Below are 18426 nucleotides of genomic sequence, written 5' to 3' on the forward strand. Positions count from 1 at the left end.
CTTGTAATTAACAAATGGTTATTTGCGAGCAAGGATGAGATTTGAGGGTGGCGCACAGGAGAGGCCTCGCACGCTGCGGGCGAGGAAGTCACCAAAGATGAGGGGGGAGCCGAGTAGCTTCATGGTTACATCAGTCTCTGACGGCCGAGGCTTGCGTGAGCGCAAGTCCATATTCTTGTATGCGTAAATCGATTCTACACAGCGTAACAGTAATTGTCCGCACTCTTATCAAATCCCCAATGGCTTGGCCGGCGCAAGGGGTTTGTTGCACAGGCAGATGCCCAGCAGGATCACCGCACCGCCCAGCAGCATCGGCGCGCTGAGTTGCTCGCCCAGCAGCACAGCGCCGCAGATGACCGCCGTCAGTGGGTTGAGTGCGATGAACACGCCGGCACGGGTCGCGCCGATACGGCGGATGCCGTCGTACCAAACGATGTAGGCCAGTGCTGAGCCGAGGATGCCCAGATACAGCAGGCTGAGCAGTTGCGGCAGATGGATTGTACTCAGGGCACTTAGTGTGAGCTTGCCGCCAACGAGCGTGGTGATCGTGAGCATCGCCGTGCCCAGCAAGATCGACCACGTTACCGTCTGCAATGGCCCCAGGCTCTGATTAAGGCTGCGGGAAAACACCGAGTAAGCACCCCACCCCACCACACAGCCGAAAATCAGCAGGTCACCGCGCCAGGCACTCTCGGCGCCCTGCAGGAGCAGCGGGTTACGGCTGATGATCACCGCACCGGCGCCGCCCAGGCACAAGGCAATGCCCAGACACCGGGTCGCGCTCAGGCGCTCCTTGTACAGCAACCATGAAGCCAGGGCGATCACCGCCGGGTTCAAAGCAACGATCAGGGACGCCCGCGATGCGTTGATGTAGTGCAGGCCGTAGAAAAAGCACAGGTTGTAGAAAAAGATGCCGAAAAAACCCAGCATTGCCAACTGCGCGAGCTGCCGGGTGCTGGGCCGGGCCAGGCGTACGCGTGTAAGGGCCATGAACCCCAGCAGCGCGGCACTTGCCAGGATAAAACGCAGCGTGGCAGCCAGCAGCGGGTCAACGTCGGCGGCCAGGTAGCGGCCTGCCACGAAGGTCGCGCCCCAGATCATCGTGACGGCGGCAAGTTTGAGGTAGGTCAGGCGGTCGGACGTCATCAGCGGTGCTCGGCAAGTGTCAGGATTGGGGTATCCTCAAACTAATGATCAATCATCGTAAAATGAGTTGTTACTCATGACCCTCACTCAACTGCACCTCTTCTCTCAGGTGGCCGAGCTGCAAAGCTTCACCCAGGCCGCGCACCGCCTGGGTATCAGCCAGTCAGCCGTGTCCCATGCCATCAAGGCCCTCGAGCAGGAGTTGGGCATCGAGCTGTTTCGCCGCCATCAGTCCCAGGTCGAACTCAGCGATATCGGCCAGCAACTGCTGATGCGCGCGCGTACGCTGCTCGGCGTGGCCGACACCCTGCAACAGGAAGCCTCGGATGCGCGCGGCATGAAGCGCGGCACGCTGCGTATCGGCTCGTTTGGCCCGACCTCGTCCAACCGCCTGCTACCGCGAATTCTCGAGCAATACAGGCTGGCGCATCCAGGTATTGAGGTGCACGTGGACGAAGGCCCCGATCGCCAGGTGATCCAATGGCTGGACGAGCGCCGTATCGACGTGGGCTTTGTGGTGCTGGAGCAAGAGCGTTTCGATACGTTTGTGCTGTTCCAGGACCAACTGGTTGCCCTGCTCCCCGTTGGGCATTCGCTGGCCGCGCAGCCCTGTGTGGAACTGAAGGCGCTGTGTGACGATCCGTTCATTCTTACCGATGCCGGCTCGCAGGAGCTGGTCACGCGGCTGTTCAGTGCTGCGCGGCTGACGCCGAAGGTACGTTACCGCTGCTCACAACTGCTCAGTACCCTGGAAGCCGTGGGCCGAGGTGACGGCGTGAGCGTGGTGGCGCAGGCGTCGCTGCCCGAGGCACCGGACGCGCGTTACCACGTGCGTCCGTTGTCGCCACGCGTCAGCCGTGACATCGGCCTGGCGGTGTTGGATCAACGTCAGTCGACACCGGCGACCCTAGCGTTTATTGACGTGGCGCAACGCCTGGACTTCCAGTGATGGAGACTATCCAAATGGCCAGGTACAGCGAGCTTATTTCCCGCGCGCCATCTATCATCTGAATAACCTGATTAGCCCTTCGGCGCTTTCCCCACCCTGCGACAGGCCGTCCCCTCCATGCCTCTGACCGTTAACGGCCCGCGCAAACGCGCCACCCGCTACTTGATCACCGCCCTGAGTGTTCTGCTGCCTATCGCATTGGGCGTGGTGATCCTGCACTGGCAAGCCGAACGCACCCTTCAAGAAAGCACCGCGCAAACCGCCAGCGAGGCCGTGCGCCAGTTTGACCTGATGCTCGACAACACCGCCCTCGCCGCCCAGGCACTGCTGCCACTGGCAGGCCAGCCTTGTGACAACGGTGCGCAACTGGCGCTGCGTGAACAGGTCACGCGTCGGCCTTTTGTGCGCGCAACGACCCTGTCCTGGCAGAAGAACATCTATTGCACCTCGCTGTTCGGGGGTGATTACCAGTCGGCGGTCAACCCGGATGATTATGTCGATGGCACGTTATGGTTGATGAACGGCAACCCGGTGACGCCGGATACGGCGTTGCTGGTTTACCGCTTGGTGGACGGCGACAAAGCGGCGTTTGCCTCGATTGACGGTTACCACCTGACCAACGCCTTGCGCCTGATCAGCCGCTACGCGCACCTGATCCTGCAAGCAGGGCCTAACTGGCTGGATGCCGACGGCAAGGTGCACACCAGCCCCGTACCGGTGTTTGCCGTGGCCCATCACTATTTGGTCTCAGAACGCTTTCCCTACAGTGTCGATGTCGGCATGCCGGCCGGTGAAGTGTGGCGGTACATGGAAGCACGCTACCCGGCGCTGTTCAGCCTTCTGGTGTTCTTTGGCGTGCTGGCGGGCGTGCTCGCGCATTGGCTGCAAAAGCGCTCGTCTGCGCCTACGCATGAATTGCAGCGGGCCTTGGGCGCCAACGAGTTCATCCCGTATTTCCAGCCAGTGGTACGCGGCGATACCCGTGAATGGGCCGGCTGTGAAGTGCTGATGCGCTGGCAGCACCCCAAGGAAGGCCTGGTGCGTCCTGACTTGTTTATCCCACTGGCAGAGCATTCTGGCCTGATCGTGCCGATGACCCGCGCCTTGTTGCGCCAGACCGCCGCGCAACTTGCCCCGCATGCCGCGCGCTTCAGTCCAGGCTTTCATATTGGCGTGAATATCACCGCGCGCCACTGTCAGGATCTGGACTTGGTTGAGGACTGTGGGGAGTTTCTCGCTGCCTTCGCGCCCGGCCAGGTGACACTGGTGTTGGAGCTGACTGAGCGCGAGCTGATCACGCCAACCGACATCACTCGTCGGCTGTTCGACGCCCTGCATCAACTGGGGGTGATGATTGCGATTGATGACTTCGGTACCGGGCATTCCAGCCTGGGTTACTTGCGCAACTTCAATGTCGATTACTTGAAAATCGATCAAAGCTTTGTCGCCATGATTGGCGCGGATGCACTCTCACGGCATATTCTCGACAGTATCATCGAACTCTCCGGCAAGCTGGATCTGGGCATCGTTGCCGAGGGCGTGGAAACAGCTGAGCAGTGCGACTATCTTGCTGCACAAGGTGTGGATTTCCTGCAGGGTTACCTGTTTGGTAGGCCGTTACCCTGTGACGAGTTCATTAAGTCGCTGGCCAGCCATTGAATAGCCAGCCCGTGCGCTTGATGAAATAATCTTGTTTAGGCAAAAGACATGATTTACTCGTGGGGCATTAACTACTACAATTTTTCCTGCCTGTGCTGAACTCGCAGAAAGGCCTCTTTCTTTGAGTCACCTTATAAGCGCTTGGCTTATAGCTTTGTCTGCAGTTGATATCAGCAAACACCATTATTGGAGTACAGATTTTGTCCAGACTCGCCGAATTTCGCGCAGCAGAAAAAGCCCTTCAAGAGCAGCTTGCCCAGCTCGAATCCTTGAAGAACGACGCCGGCTTGAAGAAAGAAATCGAATTTGAAGAAAAGCTGCAAGGCCTGATGAAGCACTACGGTAAAGGCCTGCGCGACATCATCTCGATCCTTGACCCAAACCCTGGCAAGGCCGGCGCTACGCTCGCCGCCGCACCAAAACAGCGCCGCGCGCGCGTGGTCAAGGTGTACAGCAACCCGCACACCGGTGAGCTGATCGAGACCAAAGGCGGCAACCATCGCGGCCTGAAAGCCTGGAAAGAACAGTATGGCGCTGCCACTGTCGATTCCTGGTTGCGCGGCTGATCACACGGCCCGCACAAAAAAGCCCCGCATCTGCGGGTTTTTTTTTGAGGCGTCGAAAACGAACTTAACTAACACTTCACTGTGTTCATTATCGTTCGAGATAACGCGCTCAAAGTTTGAGGCTGTCACGTACCGAACCCACTTCGTCTTTGCTTGCCTCGTAGGCTTCGGCCTGCCCTGCATACGAAAATACATAGGCTTTATCGCTATCAACCGCGCCGACTAATGTTTGCGACAAAACGTGTCGGCCATTTTCAGTAATCACACAAGTAGTTTCCAGCGCCTCAAGACGGCTCAATGTGGTTGGGTGCATCTTGGTGCACACGCTTTGATAACCGCTACCGGCGAAATCTTTCTGGATGGATTTACGCATTTCCAGCAATACACCTTGAAGATTAACTTTATGCCCGGCCTCAATCGGGGTGCCGGTCAACTCCATGACCATCAAGGTATTGCCATTTTCATCGTTCTTGATTGCGCGCTGGCGCGACACTGCCTGGGGTTTTACCGGCGCCTCGCCGTCAACGTCCACTTCCTCGACCTGCCAGCCGCTGGGCCAGTGAATTTCCGGGTCGGCCGCCAGCACAAGCGGGCTGGCCAACAGAAAACACATGGCGCTCAACAGCGATTTACGAAATTCAATCATTACGAAAAACACCCAAGGTTCAAGCGCCAAAGTTTGAGCCCCGGCGCCCGCTGGTCGCAAGCGCTACGTGACCTTTTTCATTTGGCGCAGCGGCTGGGCCTTGCGTATCATGGCTCGGCTGCAGGGATGCTTGCCGCAAGCCAACGGACCGCGCCTATCATTTCAAGTCGCGTTTGCCCCATTTTTTTCTGGAGGGCCCATGAGCCTGCACGATCTGAACACTTTCCCGGGCGTCACCGCCCAGCCCGACACCGCCACCTCGAACTTTGTGTTCAACCACACCATGTTGCGGGTCAAGGACATCACCCAGTCGCTGGATTTCTACACCCGCATCCTGGGTTTTTCCCTGGTGGAAAAGCGCGACTTCCCGGAAGCCGAATTCAGCCTGTACTTCCTGGCCCTGGTGGACAAGGCCCAGATTCCAGCTGACGCCGCCGCGCGCACCCAGTGGATGAAGTCGATCCCGGGCATCCTGGAACTGACCCACAACCACGGCACCGAAAACGATGCCGATTTTGCCTACCATAACGGCAACACCGACCCGCGTGGCTTTGGCCATATCTGCATCTCAGTGCCGGATATCGTCGCCGCCTGCGAGCGTTTCGAAGCCCTGGGCTGTGATTTCCAGAAGCGCCTGACCGATGGCCGCATGAAAAGCCTGGCCTTCATCAAGGACCCGGATGCGTACTGGGTTGAGATTATTCAGCCAGCGCCTATGTAAGCGGACAGGGTGACGCAGAGCGTCATCGGAGGCATTCCCACGCGGAGCGTGGGAACGAGAAAAACCCCATGATCACTCATGGGGTTTTTCATTTCCGGGCCCGGATTTAAGCCGGTGCGGACGTGCGGATCAGGTGATCGAAAGCACTCAGCGAAGCCTTGGCGCCCTCGCCTACCGCGATCACGATCTGCTTGTACGGCACGGTTGTCACGTCACCGGCGGCAAATATACCTGGCAGCGAAGTCTCGCCACGCGCATCGACAATGATCTCGCCACGCGGGGTCAGCTCCACTGTGCCTTTGAGCCAGTCAGTGTTGGGCAGCAAGCCGATCTGAACGAAGATGCCTTCCAGGTCGATGGTCTTGAACTCGCCACTGTCGCGATCTTTGTACGCCAGGCCGGTGACTTTCTGGCCGTCGCCTTTGACTTCACTGGTCAGCGCACTGGTGATCACGTCCACGTTCGGCAGGCTGTAGAGCTTGCGCTGCAACACGGCGTCGGCGCGCAGTTTGCTGTCGAACTCGAGCAAGGTCACGTGGCTGACGATACCGGCCAGGTCGATGGCTGCTTCAACGCCGGAGTTACCGCCGCCGATCACTGCCACGCGCTTGCCTTTGAACAGCGGGCCGTCGCAGTGCGGGCAGAAGCACACGCCCTTGGCTTTGTATTCCTGCTCGCCCGGCACACCCATTTCGCGCCAGCGGGCGCCAGTGGCCAGGATTACGGTCTTGGACTTGAGGGTCGCACCGCTTTCGAAGCGAATTTCGTGCAAGTCACCGGCGTGTTTCGCAGGGATCAAGCTGCTGGCACGCTGCAGGTTCATGATGTCCACGTCGTACTGACGCACGTGGGCTTCCAGCGCGCTGGCCAGTTTCGGCCCTTCGGTTTCCTGCACCGAGATGAAGTTCTCGATCGACATGGTATCCAGCACCTGGCCACCAAAGCGTTCAGCCGCCACACCGGTGCGGATGCCTTTACGTGCTGCGTAGATGGCAGCGGCAGAACCGGCTGGGCCGCCGCCGACGACCAACACATCAAACGCGTCTTTGGCGCTGATTTTCTCGGCGGCTTTTTCAATGCCGCTGGTGTCGAGCTTGGCAAGGATTTCTTCCAGGCCCATGCGGCCCTGACCAAAGTTCACGCCGTTGAGGTAGACACTTGGCACCGCCATAATCTGGCGCTCATCGACTTCCGCCTGGAACAGCGCACCGTCGATAGCGACGTGGCGGATGTTGGGGTTGAGCACGGCCATCAGGTTCAGCGCCTGGACCACGTCCGGGCAGTTCTGGCACGACAGCGAGAAGTAGGTCTCGAAGCTGAACTCGCCTTTGAGCGCGCGGATCTGTTCAATCACTTCGACACTGGCCTTCGACGGGTGGCCACCGACTTGCAGCAGGGCCAGCACCAGCGAAGTAAATTCATGGCCCATGGGGATGCCGGCGAAACGCAGGCTGATGTCGGCACCCGGGCGGTTGATGGCGAACGAGGGCTTGCGCGCATCATCGCCATCGGTTTTCAGGGTGATCAGCGTGGTGAGGCCGGTTACGTCCTGCAAAAGGCCAAGCATTTCCTCGGATTTCGCACCGTCGTCGAGGGAGGCGACGATCTCGATCGGCTGGGTGACCCGTTCCAGGTATGACTTCAACTGAGCTTTAAGATTGGCGTCCAACATACGGGCGATTTCCTATTAATTCGGTTTATTGCAGACAAAAAAACGCCCGAGCGAATCTCGCCCGGGCGTTTTGAGGGCGGATGCAGCTTACTGAGGTGCGGAGTTCCGCCCTGGATATTTCACAGACTTAGATCTTGCCGACCAGGTCCAGGGACGGAGCCAGAGTAGCCTCGCCTTCTTTCCACTTGGCTGGGCACACTTCGCCTGGGTGGGCAGCGACGTACTGAGCGGCCTTGATTTTGCGCAGCAGCTCGGAAGCGTCACGGCCAACACCGCCATCGTTCAGTTCAACGATCTTGATCTGACCTTCTGGGTTGATCACGAAAGTACCGCGGTCTGCCAGGCCAGCTTCTTCGATCAGTACGTCGAAGTTGCGCGAGATGGTGAGGGTCGGGTCACCGATCATGGTGTACTGGATTTTGCCGATGGCTGGCGAAGTGTTGTGCCAGGCAGCGTGGGCAAAGTGGGTGTCGGTGGAAACGCTGTAGATCTCGACGCCCAGTTTCTGGAATTCGGCGTAGTTGTCAGCCAGGTCTTCCAGCTCGGTTGGGCAAACGAAGGTGAAGTCGGCTGGGTAAAAGAATACTACGGACCATTTGCCTTTCAGGTCAGCGTCCGACACGTCTACGAAGTTGCCGTTTTTGTATGCGGTAGCTTTGAACGGTTTTACTTGGCTGTTGATGATAGGCATCGTTGACTCTCCGTCAGGGGTTAAGAAGTTGATGAGATGAATGCTACCCACTCTTTCGGCCGATGACTCATTGGCAAACCTCATGCTGACGATTGGTTTTCCCTATCAGGTAACTGTATTAATAGAAGAAATCTCAAATCAGCGGTTGGGTCGCCAGGGTCATGCCCAGAAAGGGCGTCGCTTCAACATAGCGCATGGCGGATTTCATGTCGCTCCAACCGACGTAACTCATCAGCGACTTGATGTCCCAGCCACTGCGATGCGCCCAGGTGGCAAAGCCTCGGCGCAGCGAGTGGCTGGTGTATAGGTCGGCTGGGATGCCCGCGCGCTCCAGCGCTTGGCGCAGCAGCGGGATCACACTGTTGGGGTGCAGCCCCTCCTCGCCCAGGTTGCCCCAGCGATCAATCCCGCGAAACACAGGGCCGCGCACGAGGGCCGAGGCGCTGAGCCATTCGCTGTACGCCTGCACCGGGCACAGGCGCAGCAACGCCGGGGTCTGGTAGGTCTTGCCGAGGTTGTCGCGGTCACTTTTGCTGCGCGGCAGGTACAGGCTGATTCCCGCTCCTGGCACCGCCTGCACGTGCTCGATGTTCAGGCGGCACAACTCATCACTGCGAAAGCCCCGCCAGAAGCCAAGCAGGATCAGAGCGGTGTCGCGCTTGGCGCGCAGCAATCGGGGTGAGTCCTGATCGTTGCTCGCCTGCAGCGCTTCTGCCTGCAGCGAAGCCACCACCTGCTCAAGGTGTTTAAGTTGCAGCGGCTCGGCCTGTTTCTCCTGTGCCGGGTGTACGGCACGAATGCCCTTGAGCACCTTGCGCACCACCGGCGCCTTGGTCGGGTCGGGAAACCCCTGGCTGGTGTGCCACTGCGCCAACGCCGAAAGCCGCAGCTTCAAGGTGTTGACCGCCAGCACGCCGGCATGCGCCACCAAGTAGCGCGCCACGCTGTCGCTGGTCGCTGGCAGGAAGCCGCCCCAATTCACTTCGAAGTGCTCGATGGCCGCGCGGTAGCTGCGGCGGGTGTTATCGCGGGTGGCGGCGTTGAGGTACCGGTCCAGATCGCTCATGAAAGGCCTATTCGTACTGCGACAGGGTGAGTTTGCGCTTAAAACGGCTATGACACGGGATAATACGCCAATATCCCATCTGTTAAATCATGAATTTAAACGGTTTTTTATTCGTGATACAGTACGTATATGCATACTACATACCACAGTACTAAATCGACGGAGACCCCATGGCTCGCGGCGGCATAAACAAAGCAGTAGTTCAAACGGCACGCCTGGCGATCCTTGCCCGCGGCGAAAACCCCAGCATCGACGCGGTACGCATCGAGATGGGTAATACCGGCTCAAAAACCACGATTCATCGCTATTTGAAGGAACTGGACGACAGCGAAACCCGGGTGACCATCACCGAAGCGCCTATTGATGACGAGCTGGGTGAGCTGGTCGCACGGCTGGCCCAGCGCCTAAAAGAGAAGGCCCAGGAGCCGATCGACCTGGCCCTGGCGCAATTCGAACAGCACAAAGCTGCCCTGCTCGCCCAGGTGCAGACGCTTGAGCAGGCGCACGCCGAGCTCAAGCAGCAATTTGATATCCAGGGCGCCGCCCTGGCAGAAGAAAGCGCCGCCCTGCAAACCACCAGCACTAGCCTTCAGACCGAGCAAACCCGCAACGCCGGGCTCAGTCAGGCGTGCAGCGATTACGAGCTACGCATCAACGACAAGGACGAGCAGATTCGCTCGCTGGAAGAAAAGCACCTGCACGCCCGCGACGCCCTCGAGCATTACCGCAATGCAATCAAGGAACAGCGCGAGCAAGAACAGCGCCGCCACGAAGGCCAGCTGCAACAGGTGCAGGCGGAACTGCGCCAGGCCCAGCAAAGCGCAATGGTGCGTCAGGACGAGATCACACAGTTGCACCGCGACAATGAGCGGCTGTTAATCGAGCACCGCGTAACCGCGAAGGAATTGGCCGCGCTGCAGGAGCAAACCCGCAAAGACCAGGCCTTGCAGCAAAAGCTCAGTGAACAGGTCAGCCTGATTGAAAGCGAACGCACCCTGCTTCAGGAGCGCCTGCGGGTGGCCGTGCTGGAAAGCCAGTCACGCCAGGACGTGCTGAGCGAACAGCAGCAGACCAACAAAAGCCTGGAACTGGACCTTATCAAGGCCCAGGCCAGTATCGAGGCGTTGCGCCTGGCGGCCGCCGTTGCAGCGGCGCCAGAGGCAACATCGCCAACCTGATCAGTCGGCCACAGGCGTGCGCATGGTGACAAATTCTTCCGCCGCCGTAGGATGCACGCCGATGGTTTCATCGAAATGCTGCTTGGTCGCGCCCGCCTTGAGCGCGATCGCCAAGCCCTGCACGATTTCGCCGGCGTCCGGCCCCACCATGTGGCAACCCAGCACCTTGTCGGTGTCGGCGTCGACCACCAGTTTCATCAAGGTCTTTTCCTGGCAATCCGTCAGCGTCAGCTTCATGGGTCGGAAGCGGCTTTCGAAGATCTGCACCTTGTGGCCGTTCTTCTTCGCCTCTTCTTCACTCAGGCCGACAGTGCCGATGTTCGGCAGGCTGAACACCGCCGTCGGAATCATCGCGTAGTCCACTGGGCGATACTGCTCAGGCTTGAACAAGCGACGTGCCACCGCCATGCCTTCAGCCAGGGCAACCGGCGTCAATTGCACACGACCAATCACATCACCGATCGCCAGTATCGACGACTCGGCGGTCTGGTACAGGTCATCCACCTCAACGAAGCCGCGCTCGTCCAATTTGACGCCAGTATTCTCCAGGCCCAGATTGTCCAACATCGGGCGGCGGCCGGTGGCATAAAACACACAATCGGCCTCCAGCACACGACCGTCTTTCAGCGTGGCCTTGAGGCTGCCATCGGCTTGCTTGTCGATGCGCTCGATATCAGCGTTAAATTGCAGGTCCAGGCCGCGCTTGGTCAGCTCTTCTTTCAGGTGGGTGCGCACTGCACCGTCAAAACCGCGCAGGAACAGGTCGCCGCGATACAGCAGCGAAGTCTGCGCGCCCAAGCCATGGAAAATGCCGGCAAACTCAACGGCGATGTAACCGCCACCCACCACCAATACACGCTTAGGCAGCGCCTTAAGGAAGAATGCCTCGTTGGAGCCAATGGCGTGTTCGCGCCCCGGAATCTGCGGGATTTGCGGCCAGCCGCCCGTGGCGATCAGGATGTGCTTGGCGGTAAAGCGCTCACCATTGATTTCCACCTGATGCGGGTCCACTAAGCGCGCGTGACCTTCATGCAGGGTGACGCCACTGTTGACCAGCAGGTTGCGGTAGATACCATTGAGACGATTGATTTCGCGGTCTTTGTTGGCGATCAGCGTCGCCCAATCAAAGTTCGCCTCACCCAGCGACCAGCCGAAACCGCTGGCCTGCTCGAAGTCTTCGGCGAAATGCGCGCCGTACACCAGGAGTTTTTTCGGTACGCAGCCGACGTTAACGCAGGTACCGCCCAGGTAGCGGCTTTCCGCCACGGCCACCTTGGCACCAAAGCCAGCGGCAAAACGCGCCGCGCGAACACCGCCGGAACCGGCGCCAATTACATACAGATCAAAATCGTAGGCCATTTCACTCTCCTTGGCAGGACACCAGCATACCGACTTACATGGGGCTGAAAAACGAAAAAGCCACCTAAGGTGGCTTTTTTAGAACAGTCGGGCAGGCGTGAATCAGTAAGCCTTGCCAGTCTTGTAGAAGTGCTCGTAGCAGAAGTTGGTTGCCTCGATGTAGCCTTCAGCGCCACCGCAGTCGAAACGACGACCCTTGAACTTGTACGCGATCACACAACCGTCTTTTGCCTGCTTCAACAGGGCGTCAGTGATCTGGATCTCGCCACCCTTGCCTGGCTCGGTTTCTTCGATCAGCTTGAAGATGTCCGGGGTCAGAATGTAACGGCCGATGATCGCCAGGTTCGACGGAGCATCTTCCGGCGCTGGTTTTTCGACCATGTCGCGTACGCGGATCAGGCCATCACCAATGTCGTCACCGGCAATCACGCCATACTTGTTGGTCTCTTGAGGATCAACCTCTTGAACCGCAACGATGGTGCAACGGTACTTCTGGTACAGCTTGACCATCTGGGTCAGCACGCCGTCGCCTTCCAGGTTGACGCACAGGTCGTCCGCCAGGACCACGGCGAACGGTTCGTCACCGATCAGCGGACGGCCGGTCAGGATCGCGTGGCCAAGGCCTTTCATCTGGGTTTGACGGGTGTAGGAGAACGAGCACTCGTCGAGCAATTTACGGATACCGACCAGGTACTTTTCCTTGTCGGTGCCCTTGATCTGGTTTTCCAGCTCGTAGCTGATATCGAAATGGTCTTCCAGCGCGCGCTTACCACGGCCGGTGACGATGGAGATTTCGTTCAGGCCAGCATCCAGTGCCTCTTCGACGCCGTACTGAATCAGTGGCTTGTTCACCACCGGCAGCATCTCTTTGGGCATGGCTTTGGTCGCTGGTAAGAAGCGAGTGCCGTAACCGGCTGCTGGGAACAAGCATTTCTTGATCATATGAGTCCTTACAAAGGGCTGTGCGTACGGAATTCGGCGCAGTCTAATCAGGCCGCAGTCACCTTACAATGGGTCCTGCTGGCGTTGCGATGTCAACATAGAGAAAAAATGTCGGCGTAAGTTCCACTTATCTTCCGACAAGTACCTTCACCCTCGACCGGCAAACAACCTACAAGCCAATGTTTCTGAGGGCTACATCCCTTTTAGCATGCTTTCAAGCTGAGGGCACTGATGTGGAATAACTTCGGCGGGCGCAGTGCATTTGTGCGCTATCATTGCGCCCTTGAACCAGACCACGAGATTGTTAATAGATGTCAGAACCAAAAGGTGTAAACGGCTACCTGATCACGCAGCGCGCAGACGGCTGGCACTTGATCAACTTCCACGGTGACAGCGTCGCTGGGGTATTCCCGACCGAAGCCATGGCTACTGCAGTCGCCGAAGTGTTTGTGGATGAAGCCGGTCACGCATCGAGCAAGCGACCGAAGGGCAAGTAAGCCTCTATGCCCCGCGCCAAAAGCCCCGTTAAGCGGGGCTTTTTTGTGTTTGTCTGTACCTACATGGCAGTTCGCTATAATCTGCTGCGAACGCCCCACGACAGTGTCAGCGCCCCTCCAACACCCTCGACGACGAACCAACACATGAACAAAATTCTGGCATTGACTGCGGCCCTTGCGCTGATGACCGGCTGCACCACTACATCCGACACTTACCTTAAAAATGGCGAACAAGGCCTGACCATCGACTGCTCGGGCGAGGCCAATTCGTGGGCCAGTTGCTACGAAAAAGCCGACGCGTCCTGCGCGGGCACCGGTTATCGTATCGTCGGTACCGACGGCACGCCGTCACTCAAAGAAAGCGACAAGACCCTGGGCAAAGACGTCGGCAACTTCAAAAGCCGCAGCGTCGTTGTGGTCTGCAAGTAAGCCGTATGGCTACAGGTGAATTTCGGCGAACTTGATGCCCAGCTCGCGTAACAGCTCGATCAGGTCATCCAGGCGCGGGAACGACTCGACTTCATCCTGCTCATCCACCAGGAAGTAACTGCGCCCGCCGCTTTTCTTGAAAAAGACGATCCATTCACCCAGGTCGGCGGGGTTCTGGATGACATGGGTGGCCGATATCTGACCCTCGGCATTGCGGGTTTTAACGTGTTCACGTTTCATGGCGGGTTTCCGAATAAAGACAAATGCCGCGCAAACTCAAGGCTTGCGCGGCATTTTTTGCATTGAATACCCGACAGTTTAACGGATGCCTTGGCCGATCAACACGCCATCAACGGTTTGCCCGTAGAGATTGACGCCATCATTGGCGTGAAACTTGATTCGGGTTTTCTCCACTGAGCCGTCCACCAAGCGTGGATCCTGCGGCCGCTCATGGCTGTTGACGTAAGCGGCGACGTCCCAGGCCTGCTGGTCGCTCAAGCTGCCGCCCTTACCCAGCGGCATGTTGTGCTTGATGAAAGACGCCGCGGTATTGATGCGGTGCATGCCGGCGCCCCAGTTGTAGGAGTCTTTACCCCAGAGCGGCGGCATGACGAAACTATCACCGGCCTTTTGCCCCAGCCCTTCGGCACCATGGCACACCGCGCATTGGCCTTTATAGACCTCAGCGCCTTGGGCCAGGTTGTAGCCTTTGGCCGGTTGCGCCACATCAGGATAGCCACGCCCCGCCAGCTCCACGCCCAGCGGCGCCTTGCTCGCCAACCAATAGGCGTACACCGAGAGTGCCGTAATTTCGGGGCTGTCAGCCGCAGGCGGCGTACCGCCGTTCATGCTGAACTGGAAGCAACCCTGCAAACGCTCGGCAAAGGTGTTGACCTTGTCGTTCTTCTTTCGATAGGCCGGGTACATTGGGTACGCGCCCCACAGCGGCGCCGAGTTGGCGAGGCGGCCCTGGTCCAGGTGGCAGTTGCTGCAGTTGAGCCCATTGCCAACAAATTGTGGCGCCAGGCGCTTAGTGTCGACGAACAGTGCGTAACCCTGCTTGACCAACTTGCCGTAGGCATTGTCAGGCAATTCACTTTCCTGCGGCGGCTGGAATTGATTGGCTACCAGGTGCGCAGGCGCTGGCTGCAGCTGTGACTGGTCTTCCATGGCAATCGTGGCAGCAGCGGATGGCAGTGCAATCATCAGCCCCAGCGCGGGGACAAGCATGCGCGACTTCATGGCTTGGCCTCCGGGCTCAGCGACGCAAAGTACTGGGCGACGCCCTGCACTTCCTCAGGGGTCAGAGACTTGGCAATGTGCCCCATCAGGTCATTAGGATCATTGTGACGAGTGCCGTTACGCCACGCGGCCAACTGTGCCGCCAGGTAAGCGGCAGGCTGGCCGGCCAGAGGCGGAAACGCCGCGCCCACGCCGACACCGGCGGGACCATGGCAACTGACGCAGGCGGGAATCTGCCGCTCCCAGGCGCCTTGCAGCGCGAGTTTCTGCGCCGCGCTGGTGGGCATTTCACTGCGGTGCAGCGTGGCAGGCGCCGGGTGAGGCACCGCCGCCACGGCTTGGCTGACTGCAACGACCTCGGCTTCGGTCAAGGCCTTGGCCAGCGGCTGCATCACCGGATTGCTGCGTGCCCCGCTGCTGAAGTCCGCCAGCTGTTTACGCACATACTCCGCCGACAAACCCGCCAAGCGCGGGAACCCAGCCGCTGCAAGCCCCAGCCCATCGGCGCCATGGCAGGCTACACACGGCATCGCCCCAGGCTGCGAACCACCTTCGGTAAAAATCTTTTTCCCGTCCAGCGCGTGGGCATTGCCTAGCAGCAATAACAGCGCGCTCCCCATCAACACTCGTTCCAGAGACATCGTCACGGCTCCATTTTTATAGTTATATGCTTAGGCTTCAATCGCATAAGCTTACAAATGGTAGGGTAATGATCCTGTCGAGACAACACCCAAAAGCAGCGCAAAAAAAAGCCTGGCCCCGCAACAGCAGGGCCAGGCTTTTTTATCGGATTAAGTGTGCGGGTTGAACCTTAGGGCTCAGCCGGAAATACATTCCTCCGCGGCTTTCTTCACGTCGCCCGGGCGAATCGGTACATTGGACATGCTTTCATAGAGCTTGATGCTGCTGCCGCTGGAGCGCTCTTCAATCTCGAAGATCGCCGAAGGGTCAGCCGAGAATTTCTGCGGCACAATCACCTGTACACCGTCCTTATGCGGCTCGATCTGCGGTGGACGCCGGGTTTCAGCCAACTTGCGAACCACACACGCGGCATATTCCTGCGGCTTCTTCCCTGAAATGACCACCAATGTTGGCGGGGTCTGCTTGATATCTGCAACCGAAGCACATCCACCCAACGCCAAGGCCAGAACCAACACACTCCACTTCATACTAAAACCTCCGATAAAGACCCTACGACAGCGCTGAGAGTAATTTTCTCCCGCTAATGTAGGATTTATCTCTGAAAACTCGGTAAATAACTGTTTTAAATTGTCGAAGTCGTCGACGACGACCCGATAATAAACACGCTGGGGCTGATAAACTCTATCTTAACCTACGTATCATTCTGATTTTTCAGAAAAAGCCCTTCTGGAGACACCCATGAAATTCATCCACCAGCGCGAGCACCTCAACGAGGGCGACATCGTTGTCATCGAATGCTCGCAGACCTGCAACATTCGCCTGATGAGCGATGCCAACTTTCGCAGCTTCAAGAACGGTGGCCGCCACACCTACCACGGCGGCGCGTTCGACCAGTTCCCGGCGAAAATCACCGCACCCAGCACCGGTTTCTGGAACATTACCCTGGACGTGGTGACGCGCCGCGCGATCAGCGTTACGCGCAAACCGGCGCTGTCCCACAAGATTCGCATCGTTCGTCGCACCAGCACCAAGCTGAGCTGAACCCTGAACAGGAAAACCGCTGTGACCCCTACGACCAAATACGTCATCAAGTACAAGCTCAACGGCGAACGCCGCTTTGAGTTCGCCCAGTTGCAAACCAACGACGTCGACGAAGCCAAGCAAGCCCTGGCGAAAATCCACGATGCAACCGACGAAATCACCGACATCACCGTGAGCAAGGCGCTGTAAGCCATGCCCGGCCCGACTGCGGACCTGTTTGCCGACGACGCCCTGCAACAACCCGCAGGGCGTGAACAGATTGGCGAAGAGTCTTACGTGTTAAGGGGCTATGCCCTGCCCCGGGTCGAGCGTCTGTTACCTGAACTACGGCGCATATTGGCCCAATCACCGTTTCGGCAAATGGTCACACCCGGCGGCTTTACCATGTCGGCGGCGCTGAGCAGTTGCGGCGAGCTGGGTTGGACCACCGACAGCAGCGGCTATCGTTACAGCCCGCTTGACCCGCGCAGCCAGCAACCGTGGCCTGCCATGCCTCACACGTTGCGCGAACTGGCTGTGCAGGCGGCCGCAGAAGCCGGCTTCAGCGACTTCACTCCGGATGCCTGCCTGATCAACCGCTATGTGCCCGGCGCCAAGATGTCCCTGCACCAAGACAAGAACGAACGGCGCTACAACGCGCCCGTGGTCTCCGTGTCACTGGGCCTGCCGGCGATTTTCCTGTTTGGCGGGCATGAACGCGGCAACCGCACGCAAAAGGTCTCGCTGTTTCATGGCGATGTGGTGGTCTGGGGCGGCGTCGATCGCTTGCGCTTTCATGGGGTGATGCCAATCAAGGACGGCGTGCATCCGGTCATGGGCCCGCAACGCATCAACCTGACCTTTCGCACCGCCGGTTAATTTGACCGCAAGCTTGTGAGTGCCGAGCGTGGCCAGCACGGCTAATCTGCCCGTGAGCCGCCAAGAGTGCAGACCATGACCAACGAACAAGACCCGCGCTGGGCCGCCATCGTCACCCGCGACGCCAAGGCAGACGCACTGTTTGTGTACGGGGTTAAAACCACCGGCGTGTACTGCCGCCCCAGCAGCGCCTCGCGCTTGCCACGGCCGGAAAACATCGAATTCTTCGACACGCCGCTGCAAGCCGAAGCCGCAGGTTATCGCCCCAGCAAACGCGCCGCGGGTGACCAGACTCAATTAGCCGCGCACCATGGGCAGCTGGTTGCCGATGCGTGCCGCCGCATCGAACAGGCCGAAACGCCGCCCAGCCTGGACGCTCTCGCACGCCCGGCCGGGTTAAGCGCGTTCCATTTCCACCGCGTATTCAAAGCCATCACTGGCCTGACGCCCAAGGGTTACGCCAATGCCCTGCGCTCGCGCAAAGTACGCGATGGCCTCAAGGGGCAGCACTCGGTTACCGACGCGCTGTATGACGCAGGCTTCAACTCCAACAGCCGCTTTTATGAGGCGGCTGACCAGCTACTCGGCATGAAGCCCAGCGATTACAAGGCCGGCGGCACCAACAGTGAAATTCGCTTTGCCGTGGGCCAATGCTCATTGGGGGCGATTCTGGTGGCGCAGAGTCAACGCGGTGTCTGTGCGATTTTGCTGGGGGATGACCCGGACCAACTGGTGCGCGACCTGCAGGACCAGTTTCCCAAGGCCGAGTTGGTCGGTGCGGACCGGGACTTCGAACAATTGATTGCGCAGGTAGTGGGCTTTGTCGAAGCGCCTGCCTTGGGCCTGGATTTACCCCTGGATTTGCGCGGCACCGCCTTTCAGGAACGGGTGTGGCAGGCGCTGCGCGAAATCCCGGTGGGCAGCACTGCCAGCTACGCGCAAATTGCCCAGCGGATCGGCGCGCCCACATCCTTTAGAGCGGTGGCCCAGGCCTGCGGAGCCAACCACTTGGCGGTGGCAATTCCCTGCCACCGCGTGGTGCGCAGCAACGGCGAGCTTTCGGGCTACCGCTGGGGCGTGGAGCGCAAGCGCCAGCTGCTGGAGCGCGAAAGTCAGTAACGG

The 18426-nt window shown here is 58.9% G+C and carries 22 protein-coding genes; 11 read left to right on the plus strand and 11 right to left on the minus strand.

Annotation, left to right across the window (positions count from 1 at the left end; all coding sequences use genetic code 11):
- Window positions 1–228: 228 nt before the first annotated feature.
- A complete protein-coding gene (locus K0P33_RS16440) occupies window positions 229–1146 on the minus strand; it encodes a DMT family transporter (protein ID WP_242149582.1) in 918 nt (305 codons plus the stop codon).
- 76 nt (window positions 1147–1222) lie between these two features.
- On the opposite strand from K0P33_RS16440, the gene K0P33_RS16445 reads away from it, so the two are divergent.
- The 3 genes from K0P33_RS16445 (at window position 1223) to K0P33_RS16455 (ending at window position 4320) form a co-directional block, all read left to right on the plus strand.
- Window positions 1223–2095 carry a LysR family transcriptional regulator gene (locus K0P33_RS16445; RefSeq protein ID WP_094952198.1) on the plus strand — a complete coding sequence of 291 codons (873 nt, stop codon included), beginning with the start codon at window positions 1223–1225 and terminating at the stop codon, window positions 2093–2095.
- Window positions 2096–2212: 117 nt separating this feature from the next.
- A complete protein-coding gene (locus tag K0P33_RS16450; RefSeq protein ID WP_242149585.1) occupies window positions 2213–3754 on the plus strand; it encodes an EAL domain-containing protein in 1542 nt (513 codons plus the stop codon).
- Window positions 3755–3954: 200 nt separating this feature from the next.
- Window positions 3955–4320, plus strand: a complete 366-nt coding sequence (locus K0P33_RS16455) for a histone-like nucleoid-structuring protein, MvaT/MvaU family (RefSeq protein ID WP_094952200.1) — start codon at window positions 3955–3957, stop codon at window positions 4318–4320.
- Window positions 4321–4429: 109 nt separating this feature from the next.
- On the opposite strand, the gene K0P33_RS16460 is transcribed toward K0P33_RS16455, so the two are convergent.
- Entirely contained in the window at window positions 4430–4966 is a 537-nt protein-coding gene (locus tag K0P33_RS16460) for a DUF4946 domain-containing protein (protein ID WP_318654886.1), read from the minus strand.
- Between the two features lie 199 nt (window positions 4967–5165).
- Between K0P33_RS16460 and gloA the strand changes: the two genes are divergently transcribed.
- The gene (gene gloA / locus K0P33_RS16465) at window positions 5166–5687 is read left to right on the plus strand and encodes a lactoylglutathione lyase (protein ID WP_094952201.1); all 522 of its coding nucleotides are present in this window, start codon (window positions 5166–5168) and stop codon (window positions 5685–5687) included.
- Between the two features lie 106 nt (window positions 5688–5793).
- Here the strand turns inward: gloA and ahpF are convergent, their stop codons facing one another.
- The 3 genes from ahpF to K0P33_RS16480 form a co-directional block, all read right to left on the minus strand.
- Window positions 5794–7359, minus strand: a complete 1566-nt coding sequence (ahpF, locus tag K0P33_RS16470; RefSeq protein WP_242149590.1) for an alkyl hydroperoxide reductase subunit F — start codon at window positions 7357–7359, stop codon at window positions 5794–5796.
- 127 nt (window positions 7360–7486) lie between these two features.
- Entirely contained in the window at window positions 7487–8050 is a 564-nt protein-coding gene (gene ahpC / locus K0P33_RS16475; protein ID WP_010210361.1) for an alkyl hydroperoxide reductase subunit C, read from the minus strand.
- 133 nt (window positions 8051–8183) lie between these two features.
- Window positions 8184–9116: a site-specific integrase gene (locus tag K0P33_RS16480; protein WP_242149594.1), complete on the minus strand. Its 933-nt coding sequence runs from the start codon at window positions 9114–9116 to the stop codon at window positions 8184–8186.
- A 170-nt stretch (window positions 9117–9286) separates the two neighbouring features.
- Between K0P33_RS16480 and K0P33_RS16485 the strand changes: the two genes are divergently transcribed.
- Window positions 9287–10294: a DNA-binding protein gene (locus tag K0P33_RS16485; protein WP_242149597.1), complete on the plus strand. Its 1008-nt coding sequence runs from the start codon at window positions 9287–9289 to the stop codon at window positions 10292–10294.
- Here K0P33_RS16485 and gorA read toward each other — a convergent pair whose 3' ends face one another.
- The gene (gene gorA, locus K0P33_RS16490) at window positions 10295–11653 is read right to left on the minus strand and encodes a glutathione-disulfide reductase (protein ID WP_242149600.1); all 1359 of its coding nucleotides are present in this window, start codon (window positions 11651–11653) and stop codon (window positions 10295–10297) included.
- A gap of 102 nt (window positions 11654–11755) precedes the next feature.
- Window positions 11756–12595, minus strand: coding sequence for a UTP--glucose-1-phosphate uridylyltransferase GalU (galU, locus tag K0P33_RS16495; protein ID WP_003212579.1), 840 nt, complete (start codon window positions 12593–12595; stop codon window positions 11756–11758).
- A 311-nt stretch (window positions 12596–12906) separates the two neighbouring features.
- On the opposite strand from galU, the gene K0P33_RS16500 reads away from it, so the two are divergent.
- Together K0P33_RS16500 and K0P33_RS16505 are read left to right on the plus strand one after the other, a co-directional pair.
- On the plus strand, window positions 12907–13092 hold the full coding sequence (locus K0P33_RS16500) for a hypothetical protein (protein WP_094952206.1): 186 nt from the start codon (window positions 12907–12909) through the stop codon (window positions 13090–13092).
- 144 nt (window positions 13093–13236) lie between these two features.
- Window positions 13237–13521 carry a hypothetical protein gene (locus K0P33_RS16505; protein ID WP_094952207.1) on the plus strand — a complete coding sequence of 95 codons (285 nt, stop codon included), beginning with the start codon at window positions 13237–13239 and terminating at the stop codon, window positions 13519–13521.
- A 9-nt stretch (window positions 13522–13530) separates the two neighbouring features.
- On the opposite strand, the gene K0P33_RS16510 is transcribed toward K0P33_RS16505, so the two are convergent.
- From K0P33_RS16510 to K0P33_RS16525, 4 genes are all read right to left on the minus strand, one after another.
- Window positions 13531–13761, minus strand: a complete 231-nt coding sequence (locus K0P33_RS16510) for a hypothetical protein (RefSeq protein WP_094952208.1) — start codon at window positions 13759–13761, stop codon at window positions 13531–13533.
- A 78-nt stretch (window positions 13762–13839) separates the two neighbouring features.
- Window positions 13840–14763 carry a c-type cytochrome gene (locus K0P33_RS16515; RefSeq protein ID WP_094952209.1) on the minus strand — a complete coding sequence of 308 codons (924 nt, stop codon included), beginning with the start codon at window positions 14761–14763 and terminating at the stop codon, window positions 13840–13842.
- Complete coding sequence (locus K0P33_RS16520; RefSeq protein ID WP_094952226.1) at window positions 14760–15383, minus strand: c-type cytochrome; 624 nt, start codon at window positions 15381–15383, stop codon at window positions 14760–14762. The genes K0P33_RS16515 and K0P33_RS16520 overlap by 4 nt, the downstream gene beginning before the upstream one ends.
- Before the next feature lie 198 nt (window positions 15384–15581).
- On the minus strand, window positions 15582–15932 hold the full coding sequence (locus K0P33_RS16525; RefSeq protein WP_242149603.1) for a hypothetical protein: 351 nt from the start codon (window positions 15930–15932) through the stop codon (window positions 15582–15584).
- A 211-nt stretch (window positions 15933–16143) separates the two neighbouring features.
- Here K0P33_RS16525 and K0P33_RS16530 point away from each other — a divergent pair, with 211 nt between their 5' ends.
- From K0P33_RS16530 to ada, 4 genes are all read left to right on the plus strand, one after another.
- Entirely contained in the window at window positions 16144–16446 is a 303-nt protein-coding gene (locus tag K0P33_RS16530; RefSeq protein ID WP_034119651.1) for a DUF1883 domain-containing protein, read from the plus strand.
- A 21-nt stretch (window positions 16447–16467) separates the two neighbouring features.
- Entirely contained in the window at window positions 16468–16635 is a 168-nt protein-coding gene (locus K0P33_RS16535; RefSeq protein WP_094952211.1) for a hypothetical protein, read from the plus strand.
- A 3-nt stretch (window positions 16636–16638) separates the two neighbouring features.
- Window positions 16639–17304, plus strand: a complete 666-nt coding sequence (alkB, locus tag K0P33_RS16540; protein WP_242149606.1) for a DNA oxidative demethylase AlkB — start codon at window positions 16639–16641, stop codon at window positions 17302–17304.
- A gap of 75 nt (window positions 17305–17379) precedes the next feature.
- A complete protein-coding gene (ada, locus tag K0P33_RS16545; RefSeq protein WP_242149609.1) occupies window positions 17380–18423 on the plus strand; it encodes a bifunctional DNA-binding transcriptional regulator/O6-methylguanine-DNA methyltransferase Ada in 1044 nt (347 codons plus the stop codon).
- Window positions 18424–18426: the final 3 nt, after the last annotated feature.

This window comes from Pseudomonas sp. ArH3a (assembly GCF_022648765.1).
Lineage (GTDB): Bacteria > Pseudomonadota > Gammaproteobacteria > Pseudomonadales > Pseudomonadaceae > Aquipseudomonas.

Excerpts from the sequence above, each read along its gene's own strand:
- K0P33_RS16440 (WP_242149582.1), bottom strand. The coding sequence starts at position 1,146 with ATGACGTCCGACCGCCTGACCTACCTCAAACTTGCCGCCGTCACGATG.
- K0P33_RS16445 (WP_094952198.1), top strand. The coding sequence starts at position 1,223 with ATGACCCTCACTCAACTGCACCTCTTCTCTCAGGTGGCCGAGCTGCAA.
- K0P33_RS16450 (WP_242149585.1), top strand. The coding sequence starts at position 2,213 with ATGCCTCTGACCGTTAACGGCCCGCGCAAACGCGCCACCCGCTACTTG.
- K0P33_RS16460 (WP_318654886.1), bottom strand. The coding sequence starts at position 4,966 with ATGATTGAATTTCGTAAATCGCTGTTGAGCGCCATGTGTTTTCTGTTG.
- gloA (WP_094952201.1), top strand. The coding sequence starts at position 5,166 with ATGAGCCTGCACGATCTGAACACTTTCCCGGGCGTCACCGCCCAGCCC.
- ahpF (WP_242149590.1), bottom strand. The coding sequence starts at position 7,359 with ATGTTGGACGCCAATCTTAAAGCTCAGTTGAAGTCATACCTGGAACGG.
- ahpC (WP_010210361.1), bottom strand. The coding sequence starts at position 8,050 with ATGCCTATCATCAACAGCCAAGTAAAACCGTTCAAAGCTACCGCATAC.
- K0P33_RS16480 (WP_242149594.1), bottom strand. The coding sequence starts at position 9,116 with ATGAGCGATCTGGACCGGTACCTCAACGCCGCCACCCGCGATAACACC.
- K0P33_RS16485 (WP_242149597.1), top strand. The coding sequence starts at position 9,287 with ATGGCTCGCGGCGGCATAAACAAAGCAGTAGTTCAAACGGCACGCCTG.
- gorA (WP_242149600.1), bottom strand. The coding sequence starts at position 11,653 with ATGGCCTACGATTTTGATCTGTATGTAATTGGCGCCGGTTCCGGCGGT.
- galU (WP_003212579.1), bottom strand. The coding sequence starts at position 12,595 with ATGATCAAGAAATGCTTGTTCCCAGCAGCCGGTTACGGCACTCGCTTC.
- K0P33_RS16500 (WP_094952206.1), top strand. The coding sequence starts at position 12,907 with ATGTCAGAACCAAAAGGTGTAAACGGCTACCTGATCACGCAGCGCGCA.
- K0P33_RS16505 (WP_094952207.1), top strand. The coding sequence starts at position 13,237 with ATGAACAAAATTCTGGCATTGACTGCGGCCCTTGCGCTGATGACCGGC.
- K0P33_RS16510 (WP_094952208.1), bottom strand. The coding sequence starts at position 13,761 with ATGAAACGTGAACACGTTAAAACCCGCAATGCCGAGGGTCAGATATCG.
- K0P33_RS16515 (WP_094952209.1), bottom strand. The coding sequence starts at position 14,763 with ATGAAGTCGCGCATGCTTGTCCCCGCGCTGGGGCTGATGATTGCACTG.
- K0P33_RS16520 (WP_094952226.1), bottom strand. The coding sequence starts at position 15,383 with ATGGGGAGCGCGCTGTTATTGCTGCTAGGCAATGCCCACGCGCTGGAC.
- K0P33_RS16525 (WP_242149603.1), bottom strand. The coding sequence starts at position 15,932 with ATGAAGTGGAGTGTGTTGGTTCTGGCCTTGGCGTTGGGTGGATGTGCT.
- K0P33_RS16530 (WP_034119651.1), top strand. The coding sequence starts at position 16,144 with ATGAAATTCATCCACCAGCGCGAGCACCTCAACGAGGGCGACATCGTT.
- alkB (WP_242149606.1), top strand. The coding sequence starts at position 16,639 with ATGCCCGGCCCGACTGCGGACCTGTTTGCCGACGACGCCCTGCAACAA.
- ada (WP_242149609.1), top strand. The coding sequence starts at position 17,380 with ATGACCAACGAACAAGACCCGCGCTGGGCCGCCATCGTCACCCGCGAC.